This window comes from Arthrobacter pascens (genome assembly GCF_030816475.1).
GTDB classification, from domain to species: Bacteria; Actinomycetota; Actinomycetes; order Actinomycetales; family Micrococcaceae; genus Arthrobacter; species Arthrobacter pascens_B.
This window is the reverse complement of record NZ_JAUSXF010000001.1, coordinates 1,269,523-1,296,011: the sequence shown is the minus strand read 5'-3', so window position 1 is coordinate 1,296,011 and position 26,489 is coordinate 1,269,523. Positions and strand designations below refer to the sequence as shown.

General features: G+C 64.5%; 23 protein-coding genes. 8 read left to right on the top strand and 15 right to left on the bottom strand.

All coding sequences use genetic code 11. The annotated features are described in order from the left end of the window. Positions 1-12: 12 nt before the first annotated feature. The 6 genes from QFZ40_RS06040 to mtrA all read right to left on the bottom strand — a co-directional run bounded on the left by QFZ40_RS06040 (position 13) and on the right by mtrA (position 7,580). Positions 13-1,281 (bottom strand): winged helix-turn-helix domain-containing protein, encoded by a 1,269-nt coding sequence (locus QFZ40_RS06040; protein ID WP_306903393.1) that lies wholly within the window; start codon positions 1,279-1,281, stop codon positions 13-15. A 32-nt stretch (positions 1,282-1,313) separates the two neighbouring features. Then, positions 1,314-2,039 carry a ribosome hibernation-promoting factor, HPF/YfiA family gene (gene hpf / locus QFZ40_RS06035; RefSeq protein ID WP_306903391.1) on the bottom strand — a complete coding sequence of 242 codons (726 nt, stop codon included), beginning with the start codon at positions 2,037-2,039 and terminating at the stop codon, positions 1,314-1,316. Positions 2,040-2,201: 162 nt separating this feature from the next. Beyond that, on the bottom strand, positions 2,202-3,116 hold the full coding sequence (locus QFZ40_RS06030; protein ID WP_306903389.1) for a ComF family protein: 915 nt from the start codon (positions 3,114-3,116) through the stop codon (positions 2,202-2,204). An 87-nt stretch (positions 3,117-3,203) separates the two neighbouring features. After that, positions 3,204-4,913, bottom strand: a complete 1,710-nt coding sequence (locus QFZ40_RS06025) for an LpqB family beta-propeller domain-containing protein (protein WP_306906838.1) — start codon at positions 4,911-4,913, stop codon at positions 3,204-3,206. Positions 4,914-4,918: 5 nt separating this feature from the next. Then, the gene (mtrB, locus tag QFZ40_RS06020; protein ID WP_306906837.1) at positions 4,919-6,790 is read right to left on the bottom strand and encodes an MtrAB system histidine kinase MtrB; all 1,872 of its coding nucleotides are present in this window, start codon (positions 6,788-6,790) and stop codon (positions 4,919-4,921) included. A gap of 115 nt (positions 6,791-6,905) precedes the next feature. After that, positions 6,906-7,580, bottom strand: a complete 675-nt coding sequence (gene mtrA / locus QFZ40_RS06015; protein WP_306903388.1) for an MtrAB system response regulator MtrA — start codon at positions 7,578-7,580, stop codon at positions 6,906-6,908. Between the two features lie 232 nt (positions 7,581-7,812). Between mtrA and QFZ40_RS06010 the strand changes: the two genes are divergently transcribed. From QFZ40_RS06010 to QFZ40_RS05985, 6 genes are read left to right on the top strand one after another with little or no spacing between them, the layout of a single operon-like run. Next, positions 7,813-9,063 carry a DUF7847 domain-containing protein gene (locus QFZ40_RS06010; protein ID WP_306903386.1) on the top strand — a complete coding sequence of 417 codons (1,251 nt, stop codon included), beginning with the start codon at positions 7,813-7,815 and terminating at the stop codon, positions 9,061-9,063. After that, positions 9,053-9,697 carry a DUF4129 domain-containing protein gene (locus QFZ40_RS06005; RefSeq protein WP_306903385.1) on the top strand — a complete coding sequence of 215 codons (645 nt, stop codon included), beginning with the start codon at positions 9,053-9,055 and terminating at the stop codon, positions 9,695-9,697. The genes QFZ40_RS06010 and QFZ40_RS06005 overlap by 11 nt, the downstream gene beginning before the upstream one ends. After that, positions 9,694-10,905: a DUF4350 domain-containing protein gene (locus QFZ40_RS06000; RefSeq protein ID WP_306903384.1), complete on the top strand. Its 1,212-nt coding sequence runs from the start codon at positions 9,694-9,696 to the stop codon at positions 10,903-10,905. The genes QFZ40_RS06005 and QFZ40_RS06000 overlap by 4 nt, the downstream gene beginning before the upstream one ends. Continuing rightward, positions 10,902-11,897, top strand: coding sequence for an AAA family ATPase (locus QFZ40_RS05995; protein ID WP_306903383.1), 996 nt, complete (start codon positions 10,902-10,904; stop codon positions 11,895-11,897). The genes QFZ40_RS06000 and QFZ40_RS05995 overlap by 4 nt, the downstream gene beginning before the upstream one ends. Positions 11,898-11,903: 6 nt before the next feature. Continuing rightward, a complete protein-coding gene (locus QFZ40_RS05990) occupies positions 11,904-13,196 on the top strand; it encodes a DUF58 domain-containing protein (RefSeq protein ID WP_306903382.1) in 1,293 nt (430 codons plus the stop codon). Between the two features lie 46 nt (positions 13,197-13,242). Next, a complete protein-coding gene (locus tag QFZ40_RS05985) occupies positions 13,243-13,956 on the top strand; it encodes a DUF4166 domain-containing protein (protein WP_306903381.1) in 714 nt (237 codons plus the stop codon). Here the strand turns inward: QFZ40_RS05985 and QFZ40_RS05980 are convergent. From QFZ40_RS05980 to mnmA, 7 genes are all read right to left on the bottom strand, one after another. Further along, positions 13,953-15,020: a hypothetical protein gene (locus QFZ40_RS05980; protein WP_373427463.1), complete on the bottom strand. Its 1,068-nt coding sequence runs from the start codon at positions 15,018-15,020 to the stop codon at positions 13,953-13,955. The two genes, QFZ40_RS05985 and QFZ40_RS05980, sit on opposite strands and share 4 nt — an antisense overlap. 16 nt (positions 15,021-15,036) lie before the next feature. Continuing rightward, positions 15,037-15,498 (bottom strand): chorismate mutase, encoded by a 462-nt coding sequence (locus tag QFZ40_RS05975; protein ID WP_306903380.1) that lies wholly within the window; start codon positions 15,496-15,498, stop codon positions 15,037-15,039. A gap of 118 nt (positions 15,499-15,616) precedes the next feature. Then, the gene (locus tag QFZ40_RS05970; RefSeq protein WP_306903379.1) at positions 15,617-17,332 is read right to left on the bottom strand and encodes an ABC transporter ATP-binding protein; all 1,716 of its coding nucleotides are present in this window, start codon (positions 17,330-17,332) and stop codon (positions 15,617-15,619) included. Next, positions 17,329-18,348 carry an ABC transporter permease gene (locus QFZ40_RS05965; RefSeq protein WP_306903378.1) on the bottom strand — a complete coding sequence of 340 codons (1,020 nt, stop codon included), beginning with the start codon at positions 18,346-18,348 and terminating at the stop codon, positions 17,329-17,331. The genes QFZ40_RS05970 and QFZ40_RS05965 overlap by 4 nt, the downstream gene beginning before the upstream one ends. 1 nt (position 18,349) lies before the next feature. After that, entirely contained in the window at positions 18,350-19,441 is a 1,092-nt protein-coding gene (locus tag QFZ40_RS05960) for an ABC transporter permease (protein WP_306903377.1), read from the bottom strand. A 116-nt stretch (positions 19,442-19,557) separates the two neighbouring features. Beyond that, on the bottom strand, positions 19,558-21,192 hold the full coding sequence (locus QFZ40_RS05955; RefSeq protein WP_306903376.1) for an ABC transporter substrate-binding protein: 1,635 nt from the start codon (positions 21,190-21,192) through the stop codon (positions 19,558-19,560). Between the two features lie 216 nt (positions 21,193-21,408). Continuing rightward, on the bottom strand, positions 21,409-22,557 hold the full coding sequence (mnmA, locus tag QFZ40_RS05950; RefSeq protein WP_373427397.1) for a tRNA 2-thiouridine(34) synthase MnmA: 1,149 nt from the start codon (positions 22,555-22,557) through the stop codon (positions 21,409-21,411). A gap of 214 nt (positions 22,558-22,771) precedes the next feature. On the opposite strand from mnmA, the gene QFZ40_RS05945 reads away from it, so the two are divergent. After that, positions 22,772-24,025 (top strand): NAD(P)/FAD-dependent oxidoreductase, encoded by a 1,254-nt coding sequence (locus QFZ40_RS05945; RefSeq protein ID WP_306903375.1) that lies wholly within the window; start codon positions 22,772-22,774, stop codon positions 24,023-24,025. Here the strand turns inward: QFZ40_RS05945 and QFZ40_RS05940 are convergent. Together QFZ40_RS05940 and QFZ40_RS05935 are read right to left on the bottom strand one after the other, a co-directional pair. After that, complete coding sequence (locus tag QFZ40_RS05940; RefSeq protein ID WP_306903374.1) at positions 24,004-25,233, bottom strand: cysteine desulfurase family protein; 1,230 nt, start codon at positions 25,231-25,233, stop codon at positions 24,004-24,006. The genes QFZ40_RS05945 and QFZ40_RS05940 overlap by 22 nt on opposite strands. Before the next feature lie 72 nt (positions 25,234-25,305). Continuing rightward, on the bottom strand, positions 25,306-25,968 hold the full coding sequence (locus tag QFZ40_RS05935; RefSeq protein WP_306903373.1) for a helix-turn-helix transcriptional regulator: 663 nt from the start codon (positions 25,966-25,968) through the stop codon (positions 25,306-25,308). 87 nt (positions 25,969-26,055) lie between these two features. On the opposite strand from QFZ40_RS05935, the gene QFZ40_RS05930 reads away from it, so the two are divergent. Continuing rightward, on the top strand, positions 26,056-26,481 hold the full coding sequence (locus QFZ40_RS05930) for a DoxX family membrane protein (protein WP_306903372.1): 426 nt from the start codon (positions 26,056-26,058) through the stop codon (positions 26,479-26,481). Positions 26,482-26,489: the final 8 nt, after the last annotated feature.

The window sequence follows — 26,489 nt, the reverse complement described above, 5'->3', positions numbered from 1 at the left end:
GGCGTTTTTAGTCTACGGGAGAGACACAGGCCACGTGGCCTGTGTTCCCTGAGAGCGGATGCCTCCGGCATCCGCCCGGACGGCTGCTTCCAGCCCCGCCGCCAGGTCACCGGCAGGGTGAACCACTACGTCCTCAAGTCCCAGCCAGTCGGCCATGAGCCTCAGTTCGGCGGCAAGCTCGACGGCGGTGTCCAGCGGGGGGTCCGGCTCGGCATGGGCGGACTTGACCAGCAGCTGGCCTGAGGCGCGGTCCGCCTTTAGGTCAACCCGGGCCACTAACTTGTCCCGCAGGAGGAACGGGAGGACGTAGTATCCGAACCGTCTTTTATGTTCTGGCGTGTAAATCTCTATGCGATAGTGAAACCCGAAAAGTTCCTCCAGCCGGCGCCGTTCGAAAACCAGGGAATCGAAGGGACTCAGGAGGGCGCGCCCCATGGCCTTCCGGGGAACCCTGGCATCCACGTGGCGGAACAGTTCTCTGTCCCAGCCGGCAACCCTGACCGGTTCAAGCCTGCCGGTCTGCACCAGATGGTGCACGGACAGGGCGGCCGCTTTTGCCGGGACCCGGAAGTAGTCGGCAAAGCACCTCACAGTTCCGATGCCGTGTGCCTGCGCGGCTGCGTCAATGAGGCGGTGCATGGCGGCAACCGGATCCCGCGGGCGCTCCTGTTCACCGGCCAGGCCCGGCAGCACACGCGCGGTCAGCGTATACCTGCGCTCGAACTGGTCGCTTCTGGAAGCGGCAGAGACCAGACCATCTTCGAAGAGATGCTCAAGGACCCTTTTGACGGCGTTCCAGTTCCATCCCCAGTTGTCGGTCCGCCGGTCCTCGACGTGTCCGATCCTGGCCGTCAACTGCGCGGCTGTCAGGGGCGGGCCGATGGAAAGTTCCTCGAGGATTTTTCCAGCCACCCCGTCCCGAAGTGCGGGTTCCATGGCCGAAGCACCCACCCATTTTCGTTTTTGCCACAAAAGCAGATCCGGGAAGTGTTCGGGCCGTATGTAGCTGGCTTCGTGTGCCCAGTACTCCATCATCCGACGGGGATGGGTGGCTGACAGGCGCTGCAGGATACTGCGGTCGTAGTTCCCCAGCCGGGAGAAAAACGGGAGGAAGTGGCTCCGGGAAAGAACATTGACGGAATCGATCTGGACAAGCTGGAGCCGGGCAAAGGTACGGCCCACCGTCCGTGATGTCACGGGTCCGGCGGGCCGTCCTTTGTCGAGTCCCTGGGCTGCCAGAGCAATCCGCCGGGCCTGGTCCAGGCTCAGCGTTGCTGCCACCTCAGTCCTCTCGTTGGATGGTTTTCACAATCCTAGACTTTTGCTGCCTCATCATCGGAACGGTAAGCGATGATTTTTTCCTCAATCACTGTATCCCCGGGTTCGCATTCGTGGTCCAGGGTGATGACCCCGTACGTCCAGCCGCGGCGGCGGTACACCACGGACGGTGTGTTGGTGGCTTTATCAACAAAAAGGTAAAAATCGTGGCCTACGAGCTCCATGTTGTCCACGGCGTCGTCGAGGGAGAGGGAGGCAGCAGGAAAGACCTTGCGCCGGATCAGCACCGGGGAATCGCCTGCGGGAATATCGTTGTCAACCTCATAGGGGGACGCTTCGGCCCGCGTTGCCACGGGTTCGTTCCGGTGGCTTGGTTCCGCATAAATAGGTTCGTGGGCACTCGCGGGTTCCAGGGCGGCGGTGGCCTCCCGGACCGCTTTGGGTGTGTGCCGGCCGTGGTGGACCTTCTTGCGGTCCTTCGCACGGCGGAGCCGCTCCAGCAGCTTGTTGTAAGCGAGATCAAACGCAGCGAATTTGTCAGCGGCGCTGGCTTCGGCACGGATCACTGGTCCACGTCCCAGGACGGTCACTTCAACGGTGAGCTGGTCGCCGGTCTGGCGGGCATTCGTTTCCTTGGAAACTTTCGCATCCACTCTCTGGACCTTGTCGCCGAGCGATTCGATCTTCGAGATCTTTTCCCCCGCGTATTCGCGGAAGCGGTCTGAGACCGTCAGATTTCGTCCGCTGATCATAAACTCCATGGTGCCCTCCAAATGACTTCGGTGACACGACGGCGGCACTTCCTAGGGCCGATCTGCTTGACAGTCGAGCCCCTCTCCGAGCCGCCATCGAAAGGTACATCTGTTCTTGGTACCCATAACCGACGTTAGTTCATAGCCACACGTTATTCATCTTTTCTTCGTTTATTTTTTTGTAAGTCGCGGCCCTTCCTCCAGCCCCTGTGGAAGGGGCGCCAGGGCACCGGAATCGGGCGGGCGCGTGGCTGCGAGGACCACGGCGCCTGCCACGAAGGCACCGCCCAGGTGGAGCGCGCGGGCCGCCTCGGAGAGCGTTGCCCCGGTGGTCAGGACGTCATCCACAATGACGCATCGCCGTCCGGCGACACTCTTCCCCTTCCACCCTCCGACGCGCATGGATCCTCGAACCCGCCTGGCCCTCGCCCCGCGGCCGAGGCCCTTTTGGCCACCCGGAAGCCGCTCGGCCACATCGTGGCGGCGGGATTTTCGAAGAACGTCCAGAACAGGTGTGCCGCCCAGAAGGCCCCGTCCCGCCAATGCACGAAGGAGAAGATGCACCGGGCTGAAGCCGCGTTTCACGAATGCTCCGGCGCTGCTGGGGACGGGCACGAGGAGTACGGCGTCCATGCCTCCCGTCGCCGCGGTGAGGGCATCGCCCAGCCCCTTCGCCAAAACCGACTTCAGGTGGGGCTGGCCATGGCTCTTGAACGAAAGGAGCGCCTGCGCCAGCTCTTCACGGTAAACCCCGGCGGCCACCACCGGGAGGATGATGCCGCCGTCGACTTCCATGAGCGCCGGGGCCTGCCCCTCGGCCCTGAAGGGTCTGCTGGTGAGTCTCCTGACCTGACGTTCACAGGCCACGCAGAGGCACCGGTCCTCAGCGCCGCAGCAGACGCAGTCCACCGGAACGGCAAGGGCCAGAAGCTCGGCCCAGGCGGCGGCCAGCTGGTCAGCCATTTTCAGGACCCGCGTCCGGTACTCGCCGCGGTGCTTCGCGGGTGAGAGAGCAGCGGGAAGGAGGTCCGGATCGGCGGGAACCATGATCCCGCCAGGTCCCCGGGTAGGCGGTCCGTCAGTCACATCACCATGGTCGTCCCGCGGCAGCCACTGCAGAAGGCCCGGGCCGGGCTATGTGAGTAACTCGGCCCGCTCAGCAAGGCCGCACACTTAACCCGGGAAGGACGGATCCATCGGGCCCTTGAGCTGCGGGGACCAGCCGTTCCCGAGCCGCTGGAAGATCCCCTCGGCCGACTGGCCGTAGATCTCCTCCTGCCCGTTGCCGGCGCTAAGCGCAACCAGGCCCGGCCAGGGTGCCAGCTGCTGGGGCTGTCCGGAGGTGAGTGACAACAGCTCCGGCGTCACATTCGCTGCCGGTGCCCCCTTCATCACCGCGATCGTTGTATCGCTGACCCAGACGCCCTGGTCCGGCTCGCTGTCCGTGACCAGCGTTATAGGTGAGGTCAGCTCCCTCGGGGTTCCATCGGCATTGCGGATGATCCCGGCAACCTGCACCCGCGTCTTTCCGTTCTGCTCCGATATCACGAGTGCGCGCACCCCTTCCCGGGACACTCTCAGGTCTTTGATGGTCCATCCGGCGAGCCAGGAAGGTGCCAGGGTAACCGTGGGAACGGCTGCTCCCTCAGCGATTCCTGCCGGATGGTAGGCCACGATTTCCGTTCCTCCGGAGGCGCCGGGCCCGGCAGCCCATACCCAGTCGTGCAGGCTGAAGGAGGGATGCGTCAGGATGCTGCGCGTGGTCAGGGCCCTGGCGGGCTGTCCGGGAACCATGCTGTAAAGCGTCGTCCTGCTTTCATTCAGGAACGCAACGGTTTGGGATACGGGCGATTCCGCCGGAAAGCGCGGACCAAGAGCGGAGACGGTCTGCATGTCCGGAAGCGGAGAGATTCTGTTGTTCTCATACCGCACCAGTTCCTTTCCGCTGACGGCGATCTGGCGGGCGGGAACGTTCTTGTTCTGTACGGGCGGCAGCACCGACCCGTTGTCATCCACCCGGACAAGGTCCTGGTTGGCCCGCAGTTCGACGTTGACCACATCAGGCTGGCTCCTGAAGGTCAGGGCGAGCTGCGTCTGCATCCGGAGCCTGTCCTCCGCGGACGCCTCGGTGAGTTCCTTGGCGCTGAGGTCCACCTGCGCGGCCCCTGACACTACCGGAACGGATTCACGCGCCAGTTTGATGCCGGAGGGGAAGGCGCTCACCACTGCACCCCGGAGGTACGGCGCCGGCCCGGCGAGCAGGGCACTGGTCATTGCCTTCACGGTTTTGTTCTTGATGAACCACCGCACGTCCGGAACCGCGTACGTGAAGCTTGGATCGTAGAAGTAGATGGGAAAGGCGCCGTAAATGACCTTGAACGTTTCCTCCGGGATCGCAGTCCCGTCAGGAATGGCTGAAATCCGCCATTGCCCGTCAACCTGGGTGAGCGTGGCGGGAATGTTCTCCATGGTGCCTGGCGGGCTCTGGGTTGCGATGCCGTCGGCGTCGACTGTGTACGCAACGTCCAGTTCGTAGTTGTAGACATTGGCGACGCTGGTGGGCACAACACGTGCTGCCCGGTACACGAGTGCGCGCTGATCAGGTTTCCATGCCACCGAAGATGCCTGGGTGAGGTACTCGCGGGCCACAGCATAATCGTCCTCGTAGCCGCTCCCTGCCCGGTAAAAATCCTCAATGATGTTCTCCGGGGCGGCGCCGGGTTGAGGTCCGGCCGGGAGGAAGACCGGAGCGCTGACATTCCCGGCACTACCCTCACTGCTTTTCCCTACCGGACCCGACGTGGGGATGCGCGCGCAGGACGCGAGCAGGACGACCAGGATGACCATCAGCACAAGCTTGCTGTGCCGCATGCTGACCTTCATTTCAGTCATGGCGAATCCTTCCGCGCTGCCGATGCGGCGGAACGCGGAGGCGAAGTCACGTCCCCGCTGCCAAGTGCAGGCTCCTCAGCATGTTCATCTTGCCGGGGCGGCACACTGTCTGCCGCCTCCGGTGCGGGATCCGGGGCTGGCGGAACAGGCGCCGGACCCCGCTCCAGGACCAGCATGTTCTTTCCGTCCGGCCCTCCGGGCAGGGTGATCTCCCCCGGCTCCAGCTGCACAGGTGACCTCTCGATCTCTTCGCCCTGCCTCAGGGGGATCGTCAGCCGGAAGTTGGCCCCGCTCCCCTTCTTTCCCCAGGCCTGCAGCCAGCCGTTGTGCAGCTTGGTGTCCTCCATGGCGATGGATAGTCCCAGGCCGCTGCCGCCAGTGGTCCGGGCCCGGGCGGGGTCGGCCCTCCAGAACCTGTCAAAGACACGGGCCGCCTCCGCCGGGGTCATTCCGATGCCGTGGTCGCGGACGGCAATGCCCACTGCCGTCCGGTTGGCGGCAACTGAAATGTTCACGGGTTTTCCTTCGCCGTGTTCCACGGCATTCAGGATCAGGTTGCGCAGGATCCTGTCGATGCGCCGGGCGTCCATTTCCACGACTATGCCGCCGGCGGGGGCACGAAGCGTGATCTCGCAGCCGTACTCCGCCGCGACAGGCGCGGCGCCTTCGATGACGTGGGCAATGACCTGCAGGATGTCCTCCGGCTCCGCGTCAAGCACGGCCACGCCGGCATCAAAACGAGAGATCTCGAGCAGGTCGGAAAGGAGCGACTGGAAACGCTCAACCTGGTTATAGAGGAGCTCAGCGGAACGCTTGTTAATAGGATCGAAGTCGTGCCGGGCGTCGTAGAGGACCTCCGCCGCCATGCGCACAGTGGTGAGCGGAGTCCTCAGCTCATGCGAAACGTCCGACACGAAGCGCTGCTGCATCTGCGACAGCGTGGCCAGCTGGGTGATCTGTTCCTGGAGACTGGCGGCCATGTGATTGAAGGAAGCGCCCAGCCGGGCCACTTCATCCTCGCCTTTGACTACCATGCGCTCCTGCAGCTGCCCGGCAGCGAGTTTCTCCGATACCAGGGCCGCGTGGCTGACCGGACTGACTACGTTGCGGGTCACATACCACGCGATGGCGCCGATGATCAGCACCAGCACGGCGCCGCCGGCCCACAGCACGCTCTGGATCTCGTCGAGGGTCTGCTGCGCGGTGTTGAGGTCATAAATCAGGTAGAGCTCGTACACCGTCCCGTTGAAGGTCACCTTGTTGCCTACCGCAATTCCCGGCCGGTCCTCGGTGCCTACCGGAATAACGGTGGAAGCCCAGTACTGGTCCTTGCCGGATTGCTGGACTGCCTTCCGCAGTTCGGGCGGGATGACGCTCACTGTCAGCTGGTCCGATGCCCTGGATTCAACCCACCGGTTCCGGGGCTTGGTCTGCTCCGGCATCGCCTCGAACACGTAGCGGCGCTGGATGATGTCTCCCCGCCCCTCGACTGCGGTCAGGGTGTCGTAGACCAGGGTGATGACGCTGGACTGGTCGGTGACCTGGGCGCCGTCGAAAGTGTCCTGGACCTGCTTGACGTTGTACCGGGTCTCGGACTCAGCCTGGGTCAGGCGCTCCTGGAAGAGGTTGTTGGCGATCTGGTTCGACAGGTAGGCGCCGACCACGGCAAACGACGTCACGGACAGCAGCAGCGTGGTGAGCACAGTCCGGAACTGCAGGGAGCGCCGCCAGCGTCGGTGAAGCGATTTCGCCAGGTAGCGCAGGGCCGGAAACACGCGGCCGAGGCCGGTCCTGACCAGGCGCGCCACCCTCAGGCTGACGATCAGGGTCCGGCGCTTCCAGATGCTGGCGCGCAACGGCAGCCGCATCAGTCCCGCGGCGAGGGCATCCGTATGCTCCGGGGCGGCATGCCGCTCCGGGCGGACCTCCGGCTGGCCGGCCCCGGCAGCGTCCGGCGCGCGCCCGCTGTCGGCTCCTGAGGGGTCAGGAACCTGCTTTGTAGCCGACACCACGAACCGTCATTACTACTTCCGGCGCTTCCGGGTCCCGCTCAATTTTTGACCGGAGGCGCTGGACATGGACGTTGACCAGCCTGGTGTCGGCCGCATGGCGGTAACCCCAGACTTGTTCAAGCAGCAGCTCCCGTGTGAAGACCTGCCAGGGCTTGCGCGCCAAGGCCACGAGGAGGTCGAACTCCAGCGGAGTCAGGGAAATGCGTTCACCGGCGCGGCTCACGGTGTGGCCGGCCACGTCGATCGTGATATCGCCGATCCGAAGCGTTTCGGGAGCCTTCTGGTCACCTGGCCGCAGGCGCGCGCGGACGCGGGCAACCAGCTCGGCGGGCTTGAATGGCTTCGGCACGTAATCGTCCGCACCCGATTCCAGGCCGCGGACGACGTCGGACGTGTCCGACTTGGCGGTGAGCATCACGATTGGCACGTCGGATTCCGAGCGGATCTGCCGGCACACTTCAATCCCGTCGACTCCGGGAAGCATGAGGTCAAGCAGTACGAGGTCCGGCTTGGATGAACGGAAAATGTCAAGCGCCTGGCCGCCGTCGGCGCAGAAGACCGGCTCGAAGCCGTCGTTACGGAGAACAATTCCAATCATTTCGGCCAGCGCTTCGTCATCATCAACTACCAGAATGCGTGCCTTCATAGTTATATATTCCCTTATTGATGGGCCTTTGTCGTGTTGAACGCCTTCCCGGCATGGCGTCAGGCTATGACGCCCGACGCCGGAACTATAGTCTGGGATCGTGCCGGCTGCTGCCGGACTGGCTACCGCTGATTTGCCCTGACATCCTCCCCCCCGGAAAACACGGGGCAAGGGCAGTGCACCAGCGGTGCCGCACGGGGGAAGGAACAGATTGTCACAACAGGATCCGAATATGCAGCGGCCGGGTCAGAACGGCCAGCCGCAATGGGGGCCGCCGCCAGGGCCGCCAGATTCCCAACAGCCGCAGTGGGGCGGGCAGCCCGCCTGGGGCCCTCCACCGGGTGCCCCGCCTCCTTGGCAACAGTCACCGTGGGCCACTCCCCCGCACAACGCCTACGGCAGCCCACAACCTTACAGCCAGCCGCTTTACGTCGCCCCGCCCAAACCCGGCATCATTCCGCTGCGCCCCCTGATGTTCGGCGAGATCCTGGACGGCTCCTTCCAGACGATCAGGCGCAATCCCCAGGCCATGCTCGGCGCCGCCCTGCTGGCACAGTCTTTGGCCGCCGTAGTCACCGCGGTCGTTACTGCGTTTTCCGCCAACCCCGGGGAATCCCCGGGAACGTGGATGCAGGGCCTCAGCCGCCAGGAGATGGTCGCTGTCGGGCTCGGTTTTGGCGGCGGAATCCTGCTGTTCAGCATCGTCACGTTTTTCATCTCCGCTGTTCTCCAGGGTGCCATGGTGGTTCCTGTAGCCCGTTCCGTTCTCAATAGGCGGACGCCGTTCCGGCAGATGTGGGCGCTGGCCAAGTCACGGGCCGGTGCACTCATCAGGATGGCAACACTGCTGCTTCTTGGCGGAATCATCGTGGTGATGATTTTCGCTGCCTTCGCCGTCGGGCTGGTCAGTTCCATCGGCTCAACAGCCGCCCTCACGCTCATCCCCCTCGGCCTGGCTCTCTTTGCACTCCTGCTCTGGATCTACATCAAGCTGATGGTGGCCCCGGCTGCCATCGTCATCGAGGAACTCGGGGCAAGGGATGGCCTTCGGCGGTCGTGGGAACTCACGCGGGGCAGCTGGTGGCGCATCCTCGGAATCACCCTTGTGGTAGGGATCATGGTGGGCGTCATCGCCCAGGTTGTCATGATTCCCATTAGCTTGCTGCCAGCCTTCTTCATGGGCGTGGTCTCACCGCATGGCGGCGTCCAGCAGGCGATTGCCATGGCGGTGGCAGTGGGAGTCGGGACAGCCATCGTCAGCGCACTGGTCAGTGCGGTGGGCTACGCGTTCCAGACGTCGGTTATGGCCCTGCTCTACATGGACCTCAGAATGCGCACGGACGGGCTGGACATCGCGCTGCTGCGACTGCTCGAATCAGGAGCGGATCCTGACGGCGTCCCTGGCCGGGGCATGTCTGTCCACACAGCAGGCCCCGGCCATCTTCAAGGGCCGGCATACGGGGCATGGCCGAATGGCAGCTGAACCCCCGGTGGTTCCCGGCAGCGACGAAGCACGGCGGTGGGCAGTGGAGGAACTTTCCAAGTCCGAATACCGCGAAGCAGCTCCGGGCTGGCTGGACGGTCTGTGGCAGAACCTGCTGGACTGGCTCCGTTCCCTGGACGGGTCCGGCATGGACGGCACGCCGGCCGCCCCGCTCATCGGCGTGGCCATAGCCGTGGTGATCGCTGTGGCCATCATCCTTGTTCGTCCCCGGCTGAATGCCGGATCAAGGCGATCGGACGACGTGTTCGACGCCGACAGCACCTTCAGTGCCACCGACTACCGCGCGCGCGCGGCGGCCGCAGCAGCCGCCGGCGAGTGGGGTGCGGCCGTCGTGGACTGTTTCCGCGCCATGGTCCGTACTGCCGAAGACAGGAACGTCCTGGACGCCCGGCCGGGCAGGACCGCCGACGAGGTGGCGCGCGAACTGGCCGGCCCGTTCGCCGCCGAAGCCCGTCGCCTCGGCTGGGCTGCGAGGACGTTTGACGGGATCAGATACGGACATGAGGCGACAGACGGCGACGCTTACGCGGCCATCCAGGCGCTGGATGCCGCCCTGCAATCCCTGAAACCCCTCGACCCCGCAGTGGTGGCGGAGCCGGCGGTTCCCCGGTGACCCAGGACTTGCATAGCGGGGTCACCGCGGTCCCGAGTGACGCGGCCGCCGGGACAGCAGCCGGTTCCCGCGCTGCCAGGGCTGTTTCCTGGCTACGGCGGCACCGCGCCAAGGCAGCGACGGCTGGCATATTCGCCGTCGCGCTCGCTGTGCTCATCTCCACGCAGCTTGCTCCCAAAGGTGACACCATTCCGTTGTCCGTCAGCAATGCCGGGCCGGAGGGTGCACGGGCTGTGAGCGAAATCCTGGGCCGGCATGGCGTTACCGTGAACAGCGTGGAAACCTTCAGCGCCGCCATGGATGCCCTGACTGACCGGCCCGGTTCCACCCTGCTGCTCTACGACCGCAACGGCTTCCTGGACGAATCCCAACTGAGCGAGCTCACGTCGGAGGCCGGACGCCTGGTAGTGGTGACACCACGGCTGAATACCCTGGCGGCGCTGCGGAGCGGCATCAGCCAGGCCGGTGTGGTGCCTGACACCGCCCCGACCCTGGAGCCCGGTTGCGGCCTAACCGAGGCGGAAGCCGCGGGAACCGTGTCCGGGGAATCCGGCTTCCTGTACGACGGCGGCACGATTTGCTACCGGCCGCCGGGAACCTCCGCCGGGCTGCTTGCCTCCACTGACGGCGGAGTGCTGACCGTCCTGGGCAGTACTGCCGTTGTCAGCAACAGCGGGCTCGCCCGCTACGGACACGCAGCGCTGGCCCTCCGCATGCTTGGCAATTCCCGGGATCTCGTCTGGTACCTCCCCGGGCTCTCCGACATGAACCCGGCCGAGTCGCCCCGGACGCTGGATGACCTCGCGCCGCCGTGGGCGCACTTCCTCGGTCCGTGGCTGGCCTTCGTGGCGGCCCTGGCCATTGCCTGGCGCGGGCGGCGGCTCGGACCACTCGTCTTTGAACCTCTGCCAGTCGTGGTCAAGGCTGTCGAAACGGCGGAGGGCCGCGCGCGGCTGTATCACGATTCGCATGCCGTGGACCGGGCGAGGGACAACCTGCGGGCCGGCACCCTGGTGAGGCTGGCCAAGGAACTCCGGCTTGGCAGTGACGCCGCGGCTGACGACGTAGCCGATGCGGCGGCCCGGCACCTGGGGAGGCCTGCAGCCGAAATCACGGAACTTCTCCGTGAACATCCGCGGAACGAAACCAGACTGGTGCAATGGTCCCAGGAGCTGGAGAAACTAGAAAACAAGGTGAGGACCCGATGAACGAACACAGCAGCGGCCCGCAAATCCTGGATTCCGTCCAGCACGCCCCTGCCCGGCAGGCGCTCCTTGACGTCCGCCATGAGGTGGCAAAGGCTGTGGTAGGGCAGGACTCAACCGTCACGGGTCTCCTGATCGCACTGTTGTCGCAGGGCCACGTCCTGCTCGAGGGCGTGCCCGGAGTTGCCAAGACGCTGCTGGTCCGCGCGCTGTCGGCTGCACTGAGCCTGGACACAAAGCGGGTGCAGTTCACGCCTGACCTGATGCCGGGCGACGTCACCGGGTCCTTGGTCTACGACTCCCACACGTCAGAGTTCAGCTTCCGTGAGGGACCGGTGTTCACGAACATCCTGCTGGCAGACGAGATCAACCGCACGCCCCCCAAGACCCAGGCCTCCCTGCTCGAGGCAATGGAGGAACGGCAGGTCTCGGTGGACGGCGTGTCCCGCCCGCTGCCGGCGCCTTTCCTTGTGGCGGCAACACAGAACCCGGTGGAATACGAGGGAACCTATCCGCTGCCCGAAGCCCAGCTGGACCGTTTCCTCCTCAAGCTGACCATGCCCCTTCCGAACCGGACGGACGAGATGGAGGTGATCCGGCGGCATGCGTCCGGCTTCAACCCCCGCGACCTTGCTGCAGCCGGCATCCGTGCCGTGGCGGGCGTGCAGGATCTTGAACGCGCCAGGCAGGCTGTGGCCACCGTGGCCGTGGAACCCGAGATCATCGGGTACATCGTGGATCTGGTGCGGGCAACCCGCGCGGCTCCGTCCTTCCAGCTGGGCGTCTCCCCGCGGGGAGCGACAGCACTCCTGAACACCTCCCGGGCCTGGGCCTGGCTGTCCGGCCGGAGCTTCGTCACCCCGGACGACGTCAAGGCCCTGGCCCTGCCCTGCCTGCGCCATCGCGTCGCGTTGCGGCCCGAAGCCCAAATGGACGGGGTCCGCGTGGATGACGTGCTGGGCAGCATCCTGGCCTCCGTCCCCGTCCCGCGCTGACCTGCCATGGCACTCTCCGGACGTTTCGTACTCCTGGCGCTCGTTGGCCTGGTGCCGGTGCTGCTTTTGCCGGGATGGGGCATCGTCCTGGGCGTGCTCCTGGTCCTGGCGTTCCTCCTCGCCCTGGAACTGGGCCAGGCTGCATCCCTGCGGGACGTTAAGGTGCAGCGAATGGAGTCCGGAAACGTGACCCTGCACGGCACGGCAACCTCCACCATCACCGTCCGGAACAACGGCCGGCGCAGGCTGCGCGCCACACTCCGTGACGCCTGGCAGCCTTCGGCCGGTGCACAGAATCCGGTCCAGGACGTGGAGGTACCCGCGGGGGAAAGCCGCCGCGTGACCGTCCGGCTCCAGCCGACACGGCGCGGAGACCTGGGTGCACTGCACGTCACCCTGCGTTCACACGGGCCGGTGCGGCTTGCTGCACGCCAGCGCACCCTTGCCTGCCCCGGCTCCCTGCGTGTCCTGCCGCCCTTCCACTCCCGCCGGCACCTTCCCTCCAAACTCCGCAAGCTGCGTGAGCTCGACGGCAAGGCGGCCGTGCAGATCCGTGGCGCGGGAACCGAGTTCGATTCGCTCCGGGACTATGTACGCGGGGATGACGTGCGGTCCATCGACTGGCGGGCAACCGCCCGCCGGTCCGCCGTCGTCGTCCGGACCTGGCGGCCCGAAAGGGACCGCCGCGTGGTGATCATCCTGGACACCTCCAGGACCTCGGCCGCGCGGATCGACGACGAGCCCCGGCTGGACACCGGCATGGAAGCTGCCCTCCTCCTGGCTGTCCTGGCCGAGCGGGGCGGCGACAGGGTGGACTTCCTGGCCTTTGACCGCAGGCCGAGGGCCAGGGCAGGATCGGCCACCACCGGGAACCTGCTGGGGCAGCTGGTCCAGGCGATGGCCCCCCTTGAGGCAGAACTGATCGAGCTTGACTGGTCAGCCATTCCGGGACAGGTCCGTGCTGTCTCGGCGCACCGCTCCCTGGTGGTTCTGCTGACGACGCTTGACGGCGGCGCCCCGGAAGAGGGACTCATCCCCGCTGCCGCGCAGCTGGCGCAGCAGCACGTCGTGGTAGTGGCGTCCGTCCGGGATCCTGTGCTGGGATTGATGCTTCAGGACCGGGACAATGCCGCCAGCGTATTCCGGGCGGCAGCAGCCGAGCGAGCCCTGCTGGAACGCGAGGCAGTCAGCGTCGAACTCCGGCATCACGGTGTGGAGGTGGTGGATGCGGAACCGCATCAGTTGCCTCCACAGCTGGCCGACATGTACATCAGGCTCAAGGCTGCCGGTAGATTGTGAGATCACACCCGGCCCTGCCCGCAGTGCCGCCACGAGGAGGTCCAGCATGAACGTACCCATATACCAACAGGTCCTGGGCGGGGACTTCAGCAGGCTTCAGCCCGAGCTGCAAAACTACTTCTCCCTGGTTCCCGGCTCGGGGCAGTACGGCGTGGGCGAGGGCGTTTTCGACGTCGTGGGATGCCGCCAACCATGGCTGCGTCCCCTGTTGCGCCTGACATCCTCGGAGCAGGCGTTCTTCCCGGAGTACGGTGAAAGTGTTCCCTTCCGGATCGAAAACCACGCTCATCTAGATCCGTTCGGACGTTCCAGCCTGACGGCCAGGCGGGAAATCCGGTTTCCCGCAGCCACCCGAATCTTCCAGGACACCACCAGCGTCACTGACTCGGACACCGGTCCCCGGCTTGTTGACTATGTGGGCAGGTACCGGCGGGCGGTGACTGACCTGAACCTCAGTGTCACAGGTGAGGGCCGGCTGCGCGGCGTCTCCGAAGCCTCCCGGCTTTTCCTCGGTTCCCTCCGGCTGCCGCTGCCGGCAGCGCTCGATGCCAAGGCCTACGCCGAGCAGTGGTGGGACGGGTCGGAGGGCGTGAACGGGAAGCACCGGATCCAGGTCAAGGTCATCCAGCCCCAGATCGGCCTGGTACTGGTATACGCAGGAAGCTTCGACTACCGGTTGCGCCCCTACGCCGGGGGCAGCTCGGCACTGAGTTTCCTGCCCCCTTATGCGCAGCCGGACCGTTGGGAAAGCAGGACCTAGCCCAGCGCCCGCTGGTTCAGCCCGTCAGCCACCTGTGTAAGCCGGTTCAGTACGGCAGTGGCAGTTGAGGGCATATGTCCTGCCAGACCGGACGAGGGTGTGATGCGGACCGTGCCGAGGGACGACGCCGGAAGGCCCAGCTGATGCCAGGGACGCCAGACGGAATCAACGGCGTCAGCCACCTTGGGCAGCGTGGCAGCGGAAACGTCAAGGGCACCGGCCCAGAGCCTCTTGCCCGCCTCAATCGCTCCGGCAAGCTGCTCCCATTGACGTGAAGTCAGGGCCCTCAAGGGGACGGCTATGCCATCGGCCCCGGCGGCAAGGATGCGCTCAAAAGGTGCTTCAACTTCCGGAACCGAGATGGCGATTTCGGCAGCCCCGGCAACACGGAGGGCGTCGATAACGACCCTCCACGACTCGGTGACCTCCTGCCCGCCCACCGCCCGCAGCGTCCGGTAGCCGCTCGACGTCGGAATGGTGCCCGCAAGCACGGCAGCGATATCGGGTTCGTCGAGCTGCACCACCAGCCGGGCGCCCGGAACCGCCATGGAGACCCGGGACAGGTAGCCACCGACACCCGCGGCCAGCGAGGCGGCGACATCACGGCGCGCGCCGTAGTCGATAAGTGCCCGTTCACCGTTGTGCAGGTGCAGACCCGCGGCCAGGCTGAGCGGCCCGAGCAACTGGACCTTGATTTCGGCGGCAGGTCTGTCCTCCTCGCCGGCCACGTCCGCGAGGATGTTGATATCGGTGGACAGGGCGGAGGCTGCGCGACGGAAGTCCTTGCCCGGCCGGTCAACCAGGCGCCAGCCGTAAGGCTGGACGTCTACTGCCATCTCTACGAGGAGCGAGGCCGTACGTCCCAGGCTGTCCGATCCGACGCCGCGGTCCGGAAGCTCTGCCAGGAACGGCATATGCGGGCTGCCCAGTTCACCGCGGATAATCCGCGCGGTCTCCACCGGATCCTCGCCCGGCCACGGGCCAAGGCCTGTTGCCGTCACTTCCAGGGGCAAGGCAGCCACGGCTTCCGGTTTATCCTGATCCGGTTCCTGCCGGCTGGTAATCCTCACGGGGCGGCCCTCACGCTGTTACTGAGGCGTGCGGGCCTGAGGCGACGCCGGTACCGTCGGGGGCGGGCTGCGTTTCCGGTTCCCGGTTCTGCTTCCCGGAGGCAGCCTCATGGTCCTCTGCGATAGCTTCGTGGTGGCGGATCACTTCGCCAATGATGAAATTGAGGAACTTCTCCGCGAAGGCGGGATCAAGATGTGCCTCCTCCGCCAGCCGCCTCAGGCGGGCGATTTGGGCCGTTTCCCGGCCTGGGTCTCCGGCCGGCAAGCGGTGGGCGGCCTTCAGGAAACCCACCTTCTGGGTGGCCTTGAACCGTTCCGCCAGAAGGAACACCAGCGTGGCATCGATGTTGTCGATGCTGGAACGGATGGACAGCAGTTCCGCCATCACCGAGTTGTCCACCTGGCCTGCCAGCGAACTGGCGGAGGCGTCGTAGGATCCGGAATCAGGAACATCGTGGTTGTGCTGCGTCATGGTCCAAGTCTATGGGCAGGCAAAGGAATTCCCGGCGGTGTTAAGATCATGCCCGGGCCAAAGGACACCCCGCCGACCTGATCCGTCGACGGGGTGTCCTTCCTATGGTCCTCAGGGCTCAGATACCCAACAGTGCCCGGTGTTCTTCCCTGCGTTTTGCCTGTTCATCGGGATCGGGAACCGGAAGGGAAGCGATCAGGCGTTTGGTGTAGTCGTGCTGTGGCGCCCCCATCACCTGGCTGCCGATCCCCTGCTCCACCAGCTTGCCCTTGTACAGCACGCCCACCCAGTGCGACAGGATATCCACCACCGCAAGGTCGTGGCTGATGAACAGGGCAGCGAAGCCAAACTCGCGCTGGATCTCCTTGAACAGCTCCAGGACCTTCGCCTGTACCGAAACGTCCAGGGCCGACGTCGGCTCGTCCGCGATGAGCAGTTTCGGGTTCAGGATCAGCGCCCGCGCCAGTGACGCCCGCTGGCGCTGCCCTCCTGACAGTTCGTGCGGGTACCTTTCCGCGTACGACGCCGGCAGCTGGACTGATTCGAGCAGTTCACCCACGCGTTTGCGCGCCTGTGCCGGCGTCGGGTTGGTGTGGATGATCAGCGGCTCCGCGACGCATTCGCCGATGGTCAGCTGGGGGTTGAAGGAGGCGGCGGGATCCTGGAAGACAAACCCGATGTCCTTCCGGAGCGGCTTGAAGGTGCGCTCCTTGAGATTGAGCATCTCGTAGCCCAGCACATTCAGGCTCCCTCCGGTGGTCCGGTTGAGTCCTGCGATGGCGCGTCCGATAGTGGTCTTTCCTGATCCGGATTCGCCCACCAGCCCGAAGACTTCGCCCTCTGACACTGTGAAGCTGACCCCGTCCACTGCCTTGAAGGAAGGGGTTCCCAGCCGCCCGGGGTATTCGATGGTCAGGTTCCGCGCCTCCACCAGCACCGGCGAGCCCTGATGGGCACGTTGTTTCATGCCCTCCGAGGCCGAGTTGCGCCCGAGGTGCGGGACCGACGCGAGCAGTTTCTTCGTGTAGTCCTGTTTGGGCTGCGCAAAGAGGACGCGTGAGGTTGCCTCCTCCACGACGTCGCCCTGGTACATCACCACCACACGGTCAGCCAGGTCAGCAACCACGCCCATGTTGTGGGTGATCAGCACGATGGCCGTGCCGTAGATGTCCCTCAGGTCCCTGAGCAGTCCCAGGATCTCCGCCTGCACCGTCACGTCCAGGGCGGTCGTGGGCTCATCGGCCACGATCAGCCCGGGGTTCAGCGCAAGTGCCGCGGCGATGACAACCCGCTGCTTCTGGCCGCCGGAGAACTGGTGCGGATAGTAGTTAACCCGGTGCTCCGGATCCGGGATCCCCACTTTGCCCAGCGCCTCGATGGCACGGAGCTTGGCTTCCTTGGCGGAGACGCGCTTGCCGCCGGCGCCGCCGGCGTGGGCACGGATACCCTCCGCGATCTGCCAGCCCACGGTAAAGACCGGGTTCAAGGCGGTGGAGGGTTCCTGGAACACCATGGCGACATCGCGGCCGCGGATCTGCCTCAGTTTTGAGGCGCTGACGCTGATCACATTGTTTCCGTTGATAAGCACCGCCCCGCCGCTGGTGGCGGTCTCCGGCAGCAGCCCGAGAATGGTTTTGGCCGTCACCGTCTTGCCGGATCCGGACTCACCGACAATCGCCAGCACCTCTCCCGCCTTGACGTTGAGGCTCACATCGTTGACGGCGTAGACATCCCCGCTGTCAGTCGCAAACGTGACCTTGAGGTGGTCAATCTCCAGGACCGGGGGATCCGTTGGGTTCTGCCGGTCCGATACTGAACCGAGGTTGATGGTCAAAGTACTCTCGATTCTGCTTCGAGGGCGGCAGGGGCGGTCGAATCGGGACCGCTTTTGCCGCTCCCGGCGCGTTTGCGCCCGCGGATGCGCGGATCGTTCAGGTCGTTGATGCTCTCCCCCACGAGCGTGAGCCCGAGCACCGTCCAGACAATCGCCAGGCCAGGGAATACACCTGTCCACCAGATGCCCGACGTCGTATCGGCAAGGGCCTGTTTGAGGTCGAAGCCCCACTCGGAGGCGGAGGACGGTTCGATGCCGAACCCCAGGAAGCCAAGGGCTGCAAGGGTCAGGATTGCTTCCGAGGCGTTCAGCGTGAAGATCAGCGGAAGGGTCCGGGTGGCGTTGCGGTAGATGTGCCTTGTCATGATCCGGAAGCTTGATGCGCCCACAACTTTGGCCGACTCGACGAACGGTTCCGCCTTGAGCCGGATGGTCTCAGCCCTGATCACGCGGAAATATTGCGGAATGAAGACGACAGTTATGGAGAAGGCGGCCGCAAGGACACCGCCCCAAAGGCTCGATTGACCCCCGCTGATGACAATCGCCATGACAATCGCCACCAGCAGGGACGGGAAAGCGTAGATGGCGTCTGCGATGACAACCAGGATCCGGTCCAGCCAGCCGCCCAGGTAGCCGCTGACCAGTCCAAGAATAACGCCGGCGAAGATGGAGAGGATGACGGCCACGACGATGACGAAGACAGCGGTTTGTGAACCCCAGACGACGCGGGAAAAGACGTCATAGCCGCCCACCGTGGTTCCCCACAGATGCTTGCCGCCGGGCGGCTGCTGGGTGGGAAAGCCGCCTTCGGTGTCGGAAAGCTGGGCGAAGCTGTAAGGGGCGATCAGCGGCGCAAACGCCGCTGTCAGTAAGAAGATGCCGGTCAGCACGAGCCCGATGACAAGCATGCCCCGCTGCAGCCCCACGCTCTTGTTGAAATGGGAGATGACGGGCAGCCGTTTGAGCAGGGGCACGTTGCGGCCCGCAGCGGTTCCCACTGGAGGATTCGTGCTCATGTCAGTACCTCACGCGGGGATCGATCAGCGCGGCGACGATGTCCACGATGAAGTTGGTCACGGCCACGATGACAGCCAGAAGGACAACGATGCCCTGCACAGCGACAAAGTCACGGGCCGTCAGGTAATTGGCAAGCTGGAAACCCAAACCCTGCCACTCGAAGGTCTTTTCGGTCAGGACCGCGCCCCCAAGCATCACGGCGATCTGCAGGCCCATTACGGTGATGATAGGGATCAGGGCCGGCTTGTAAGCGTGCTTCGTGACGAGCCGGAACTCGCTGACTCCTCGTGAGCGCCCTGCCTCGATGTAGTCCTTGCCGAGAGTACCGATCACGTTCGTGCGAACGAGCCGGAGGAAGATGCCTGCGGTGAGGAGGCCAAGGGCCACTGCCGGAAGGACTGCGTGTGCCATGACGTCGCCGAGCGCGGCCATGTTTCCACTGCGGATGGCATCCAGCCAGTAAATCCCGCTGCGTGCCTGCAGCGCTGTCAGGGCCAGCTCGTTGGACGTCTTTGCCCTGCCGGCAACAGGTAGCCAGCCGAGCCAGACCGAAAACGTGAGCTTAAGGAGCAGCCCTGCGAAGAACACCGGAGTGGCGTAGCAGAGGATGGCGAAAACACGCAGCACGGCATCGGGCAGATGGTCCCGCCGGTGCGCAGCAATCATGCCGAACGGAATGCCGACCAGGAGTGCCACAATCAGGGCATTGATCGTCAGTTCAAGAGTGGCCGAACCGTACGTCGCCAACATCTCCGTAACCCTGCGGTTGTCAGAGAGGGTGGTTCCGAAATTGCCGGTGACGAGCTGGCCGAGGTACTCGAAATACTGCACCAGGAGCGGCCGGTCATAGCCGGCGGCATGGATCCGCTGCTGCAGCTGATCGGGAGGAAGCCGGCCACCCATAGCCGCCGTAACGGGATCACCGGTGATCCGCATCAGGAAGAAGACCAGGGTAACAAGGATGAAAATAGTGGGAAAGATCAGCAGGAACCTGATCAGCATGTATTGGCCGAGTCCTCCGCCGGCAGCTTTCTTCTTTGACGGTAACAGGCCGTCGGCGTCGCTTGGCGGCGCCTCAATCAATGTAGTCATTCTTACCTAATGTCGACGTTCCCGGGTGTTGCCCGGGTGGCTGCGTCCGGAGGGGAGGCGGGACGCCGGTAGGCGTCCCGCCTCCCCTGCCGGATGGATCCTGGTGGAGCGGGCTCCTACTTGGAGATCACACCAAGACGGGTCTTGAAGGACGCGTCGAGCGTCTTTTCCACGCCCTTGACGTCCGCGCCGGCGACCATCAACTGGGCGCCTTGCAGCAGCGGCAGCGTCGACAGGTCCTTAGCGACGGCTGTCTGCACGTCACCGAGCACCTTTTCACGCTCTGACTTGTCAGCTGTAACGAGTTCCTTCTTGATCAGATCGATGACTGCCGGGTTCGCATAGTGGTTATGGAGGAAGTTGTCCGGGAGGAAGAACGGTGCCAGGTAGTTATCGGCGTCCGAGTAGTCCGGGAACCAGCCCAGCTGATAAACCGGGTAGGCGTCCTGGGTGCGTGCCTTGGAGTAAGTCACCCACTCCGTGGACTGCAGGTCCACGGAGAATAGGCCGGACTTCTCCAGCTGTTCCTTGACCATGGCGTATTCATCACCGGAGGACTTACCGTAGTGGTCCGGGTTGTACTGCAACTTGATATTGACAGTGCCTGAGATTCCGGCGTCAGCGAAGGCCTTCTTGGCCTTGTCCAGGCTCGGCTTGCCGTTGCCGTCCCCATACATGTCCTTCAATGGCTTAGTTGCCCCCGGCAACGCATCAGGAACCACGGAATATAGAGGCACGTACGTTCCCTTGTATACCTGCGTGGCGATGGCGTCGCGGTCCACGATGTTCGCCATGGCCTGCCGTACAGCCAGCGCCTTCTTTGGATCCGCTTCAGGAGTCTTGGCGCCGAAGGGCATCGTGTCGAAGTTGAAGACGATGTAGCGCAACTCACCGCCGGGGCCCTTGTGGACCTTGACCTTGGAGTCTTTTTCGAGGTCTGCGGCGTCGGTGGCTGTCAGGCTGCGGCCGGCAACGTCGATGTTTCCCTGCTGTACGTCCAGCTTCAGGTTGTTGGAGTCAGCGTAGTACTTGATATTGGCGCCGTCATTGGCGGCTTTGCCAAGCACGCCGTTGTAATCCGGGTTGGCTTTGAGGCTGACCAGTTCGTTCTTCTTGTAGCTGTCGATCGTATACTGTCCCGCGAAGGGCTTAGCCTTGACGATCTCGTCATCGCTCAGGATTTTGTCCGCTGGAAAAACTTCCTCATCGACGATTGGGCCGGTGTTGGTTCCAAGGACGCTCGGGAAGACCTGGTCATTCCCTTCCTTCAGCGTGAAGACGACCGTTGAGTCATCCGGAGCCTGCACGGATTTTAGATTCGAGAGCAGCGATGCCGGCCCGTTGGGGTCAGCGATCTTACCCACCCGGTCAAAGGAAAACTTGACGTCAGAGGATGTCAGGGCGTGGCCGTTGGCGAACTTAAGGCCTGCTTTGAGCTTCACCGTGTATTCAGTGGGACTGGTAAAGGATGCCGACTCCGCGATGTCGGGGCTGGGCTCGGGTGATCCCGGTTTCGAATTCATGAGGAACGGATAGACCTGGTTCATCAACATGAAGGAACCGGCATCATAGGAACCGGCGGGATCGAGGGTGACCACTTTGTCGGTCGTTCCGTAGGTGAGGATTCCGCCGCCGGCGCTCCCGGTGGTCGTTCCGCCGCCGCCCGAGGGGCCCGTGCAGGCAGTCAGTGCGAAAGCGGAAATGCCTGCGAGCGCGATTGCGCTCCGCCAGGCCCTGGTGTTCTTGATCATCTGTGAACTTTCTGTTCGATGAGTACGCGCTCGCCGCCCGCCAAGGCGTGTTTTGTCAGCGGGCAGCACGCTGTCCTGATTTCTTGATTCAATCAGACGGTCATCATATGAAACGATTCAAAACTGATTCGGTACACAAAATTTACCTGATTGGTTCACAGCTCTCACTTTTCCCGCGAGAGCGCGGGCAAAGCCCCTCCGCCCCAGGGCGGGACGCTAAAGTTCCACGCGCTGCAGCGAGCGGGCGGCGTCTATGGTGGCTTGCCCCAGCACGCGGCTGCCCTGATAAAGCACCACTGTCTGGCCAGGAGCGACACCGCGCAGCGGGTCCGTCAAGGTGACGACCAGCTGCCCGCCCCCAGGCACTGCCGCCCCCCCGGCGCCGGAGCCAGGCAGCATTCGCGCCGTCGCCGGAACGGGGTCCCCGTGCACGCGGACCTGGGCATAGCAGTCAAACTCGGCACCCGTGCCCACTTCGGCAATCGGCAGGCCGGCCCAGGACACCTTGATGCCCCGGATCTCGTCGATGGCAAGCAGCGACCCGGGACCTACCACAACCTTATTTTCCTTGGGCCGGATCTCCAGCACGAACCGCGGCTTGCCGTCGGCGGCCGGGGTGCCCAGCTTGAGTCCGCGGCGCTGTCCCACAGTGAACGCATTGGCGCCAGGGTGCTCCCCCACCTTCGCCCCGGTCTCATCCACGATGTCGCCGGTGGTCATCTCAATCTTCTCGGCGAGCCAGCCCGCAGTGTCGCCATCGGGGATGAAGCAGATGTCATGGCTGTCAGGCTTATTGGCCACGGAGAGACCACGGCGCTCGGCTTCGGCACGCACCTCCGCCTTGGATGGCGTGTCCGCCAACGGGAACATGGAGTGCCGGAGCTGCTCGTGGGTGAGCACGCCCAGGACATAGCTCTGGTCCTTGGCCCAATCCGCCGCACGGTGCAGTTCAGGATTGCCCTCGGCGTCGGTGATCACCTTGGCGTAGTGGCCGGTGCACACGGCATCGAATCCCAGCGCGATCGCCTTCTCCAGCAGGGCAGCGAACTTGATGCGCTCGTTGCACCGCATGCAGGGATTGGGAGTCCGGCCGGCAGCATATTCGTCGATGAAGTCCTGGACCACATCCTCCTTGAAACGCTCGGAGAAGTCCCAGACGTAGTATGGGATCCCCAGCACGTCGCAGGCCCGCCACGCGTCGCGCGAATCTTCGATGGTGCAGCAGCCGCGGCTCCCGGTCCGCAGGGTTCCGGGCATCCGGGACAGCGCGAGATGGACTCCGACGACGTCGTGTCCCGCCTCGACCGCCCGGGCTGCGGCAACGGCGGAATCAACTCCGCCGCTCATGGCTGCTAGAACTCGCATGCTGGCTTTCTCTAAGGTGTAGGGGTGGTTGCCGGCCTGTGGGCCACAGAAGTAGCACAATGCCTGCGGCCCTATTCTATCGCCACGCCGAATCCTCACCCAAAAAGACCTTGACTGCCCCGTAGCCGCATTCTAAAGTCAAGAGTAACTGTTTTAGATATCGCCCTCTGACATGCGGCGCGGAGTCAGTTGCGGCCGCAGGAATCGAGTCATCATGGCCAGTGGCAACATCGTGATCGTGGGCGGCGGACTCGCCGGCGCCACCGCAGCCAAGACCCTTCGGGCCGAAGGATATGCCGGACCTGTGATCCTGCTCGGCACTGAAGGCCATCCTCCCTACCTGCGGCCTCCCCTGTCAAAGGAGTATCTGCTGGGCAAGGCCTCCGAGGACGACGTCCCGGTGGTGCCGGCAGGCTGGTACGCAGAGAACGACGTCGACCTCCGCCTGAACGCCTCGGTCACCGCTGTTGAGCCTGATTCCCGGACGGTGGGACTGGGCGATGGAACATCACTGAGCTACGCTTCGCTGCTGATCGCCACCGGTGCCACACCCCGGGAGCTGACCCTCCCGGGCAGCGGGCTTACTGGCGTTTCGACCTTCCGCACCTTGGACGACAGCCGCCATCTGCGCCAGGGCCTGCAGGAGGGCGGGAAGAACGTGGTGATGATCGGATCCGGCTGGATCGGAATGGAACTGGCCGCTGCCGCCGCGACGTATGGGAACAAGGTCACGCTGCTCGGCCTTGAGGAGATCCCGCTGGCAGCCGCAATCGGACCGGAACTCGGAAGTTTTTTCCGCTCCCTCCATGAAGCGAACGGCGTGACCTTCCGGCTTCCCGCCTCAGCCCGGGAAATCAGGGGAGACTCGGGAGCCGTTACCGGCGTCGTTACCGACTCGGGCGAACTGCTCCCGGCGGACCTCGTGATCATTGCCGTGGGCGTGCTCCCGGAGACGGAACTCGCACGCGACGCGGGACTCGACGTTGACAATGGCATCCTGACGGATGCATCCCTCAGGACCAGCGCGCCCGGCATCTTTGCTGCCGGAGACGTGGCCAACGCCCTGCACCCGTTCACGGGACAGCACCACCGCAGCGAGCACTGGTCAAATGCCCTCAACGGCGGCAAGGTGGCAGCCAAGGCCATGCTCGGGCAGGACGCCACCCACAGCACTGTGCCCTATTTCTATACGGACCAGTTCGACATCAGCATGGAATATTCGGGCTTCCCCACCCTGGCAGCCGGAGCAGAACCCGTCATCCGCGGCTCCCTGGACCGCAAGGAGTTCATCGCCTTCTGGCAGCAGGACTCGAAGGTGGTGGCCGGCATGAGCGTCAACTGGCCTCGGGAGGTCAAACCGGGAGCGCAAAAGATCATCAAGGCCCTTATTTCGGCGCGGACGCCCATCGCACCAGAGCGGCTGGCGGACGGGTCAGTGGGCCTCGATCAGCTCCTCCCGGAGGCCTGACGCGCCACCGTTCCGGCGGTCTGGATGGAGGATTCATGCCCTGCCATGCCTGCCTGCCGTGCCCTCAGGTAGGCATCGGGGAGGGCGGCCAGCAACGCATCCACGTCGGCTTCGCCCGAAGTATGGCCAAGGGTGAACCGCTGGGCGCCACGGGCCGTTTCCTCATCCAGGCCCATCGCCAGCAGCACGTGGGACGGCCGCGGGACTCCAGCGGTGCAGGCTGATCCGGTGGACGATTCCACACCTGCCAGGTCCAGCAGGAACAACAGCGAATCCCCTTCACAGCCCGGGAAAGTGAAGTGTGCGTTGCCGGGAAGCCGCCCCTGGTCCGGGGCTCCACGCAGGACTGCCTCCGGAACAGCCACCCGGACCCCGTCGATGAGGCGGTCGCGGAGGCCGGCAATCCGGGCGGACTCTTTGTGCAGTCGTGCGCTTGCCGCTTCTGCTGCGGCGGCAAAGGCGGCAATGGAAGCAGTGTCCAATGTCCCGGATCGCACGTCCCGCTCCTGGCCGCCGCCATGTTGCACCGGGATTAGTTTGACCGCGCGTCCCAGCAGCAGGGCGCCCACACCTACCGGCCCGCCGATCTTGTGCCCGGAAATGGACATGGCATCAAGGCCGGCAGCCTTGAAGTCCACAGCCAATGAGCCAAAAGCCTGCACGGCATCCGAATGGACCGGCACGCCAGCGGCATGTGCCAGCTCCACGATCCTGTGCACGGGCTGGATGGTGCCCACTTCGTTGTTGGCCCACATGACCGTCACGAGTGCGATGGTTTCCGGATCACGGGCCAGCTCGGACGCCAGTTCGTCCATGTCGACCACACCCTCGCCGTCTACCGACAGCCAGGTGACGTCTGCGCCTTCGTGCCGCTCAAGCCATTCGACAGTGTCCAGCACCGCATGGTGTTCGACGGCGGAGCAGAGGATGCGGCGGCGGGAAGGGTTTTCGCCGGACCGGGACCAGTACAGGCCCTTCACGGCCAGGTTGTCCGATTCAGTCCCGCCCGAGGTGAAGATGACTTCGGAGGGATGGGCGCCGGCCGCACCGGCAATGGTTTCCCTGGCGTCCTCTACGGCGCGGCGGGCACGGCGGCCGGAGCCGTGGAGGGAGGACGGATTGCCTGTGCGGGCCAGTTCCCGCGTCAGGGTAGCCAGCGCCTCCGCGGAAAGAGGCGTGGTGGCGGCATGGTCCAGGTATACGGGCACCCATCAATTCTAGCCGCGTCCCTTTCACTTGCTGATTTGGCCGGCAACGCATTCCCGGGCAGCGGCGCCGGGTCAGGGCGCGGTGATCCTGGCGCAGCATTGGCCCGGGACGCTGTTTCCCGCCACGCGGTCCTCGGACTCCCCGCAGCCCGCGGCGGCACCGCCCAGAAATGCCCCGTTCATGGCGCACACAACTTCCGGATGCCCGTCCGCCAGGCGATGGAACGGGCAGTTCGCAAGGATGAACCCGCCTTTCCCGTCAGGCTCTGGATGGTAGCCCTCCTCGGCCAGGAACTCCTCCAGGCTTGCGCTTTCAGCAGCCAGCGCCCTGCCCTTTCTTGACGCCGCCGCCAGCAATGACTCACGGACAGGTTCCCCGGCCGCGGCTGAGTGCTCTATTGCCGTAGCCATCAGCTCGCCGGCGAGATCGTAGTTCCGGTCCGGCACGGAGGCGCCGACCTCCGACTCCGCCGTCCTGTACATCTTGGCGGGGCGGCCCGAGCCCGGGCCCGCTTTGCCGGCAGGTTTGTGGAATTCAACGGCCAGCAGGCCGTCCGCCACCAGCCTGTCCAGATGGAAGGATGCCGTGCTCCTGGCCATTCCCAGCGCGAGCGCGGCATCGTCGCGCCCCACCGGGACGCCTGATGCGCTCACCAGCTCAAAGAGCTGCCGGCGCTTTTCATCACCGAGCGAGGCAACAGCCGCCATGCGCCGCACCCAAGGAAGCTTTCGCATAAGAACCCTCCTTCTAAAAACAAGATCCATTGCTTAATTAGCTGGATATTTCTAAAATAATGATACCTACTTTTAGAAGGAGTCATCATGAAAACCACCTCCGCAGTTCAGGGAACCAGCCAGGCGGCCGCCACGGAACCGGCCCGGCAGGCCTTCCTCCTGCTGCGCACCGTGTTTACCGTCGCCCCGATCATCTTCGGCCTGGACAAGTTCACAAACATCCTCACGGACTGGACCACCTACCTGGCGCCGGTGGTCACATCCGTAGTGCCGCTCCCGCCGCAAACATTCATGTATGTGGTCGGCGTTGTAGAGATCATCGCCGGTATCGCAGTGGCGGTCCGTCCCCGGTTCGGATCCTTGCTCGTGGCCGTCTGGCTGCTGGGAATCATCATCAACCTCCTGGTCCTGGGCAACTTCTATGATGTGGCGCTCAGGGATTTCGGCCTGCTGGTCGCCGCACTGGCCTTGAACCGCCTCTCCCCCGCGGGAGCATGGAGAAGGGGCCGCTGATCACGCTG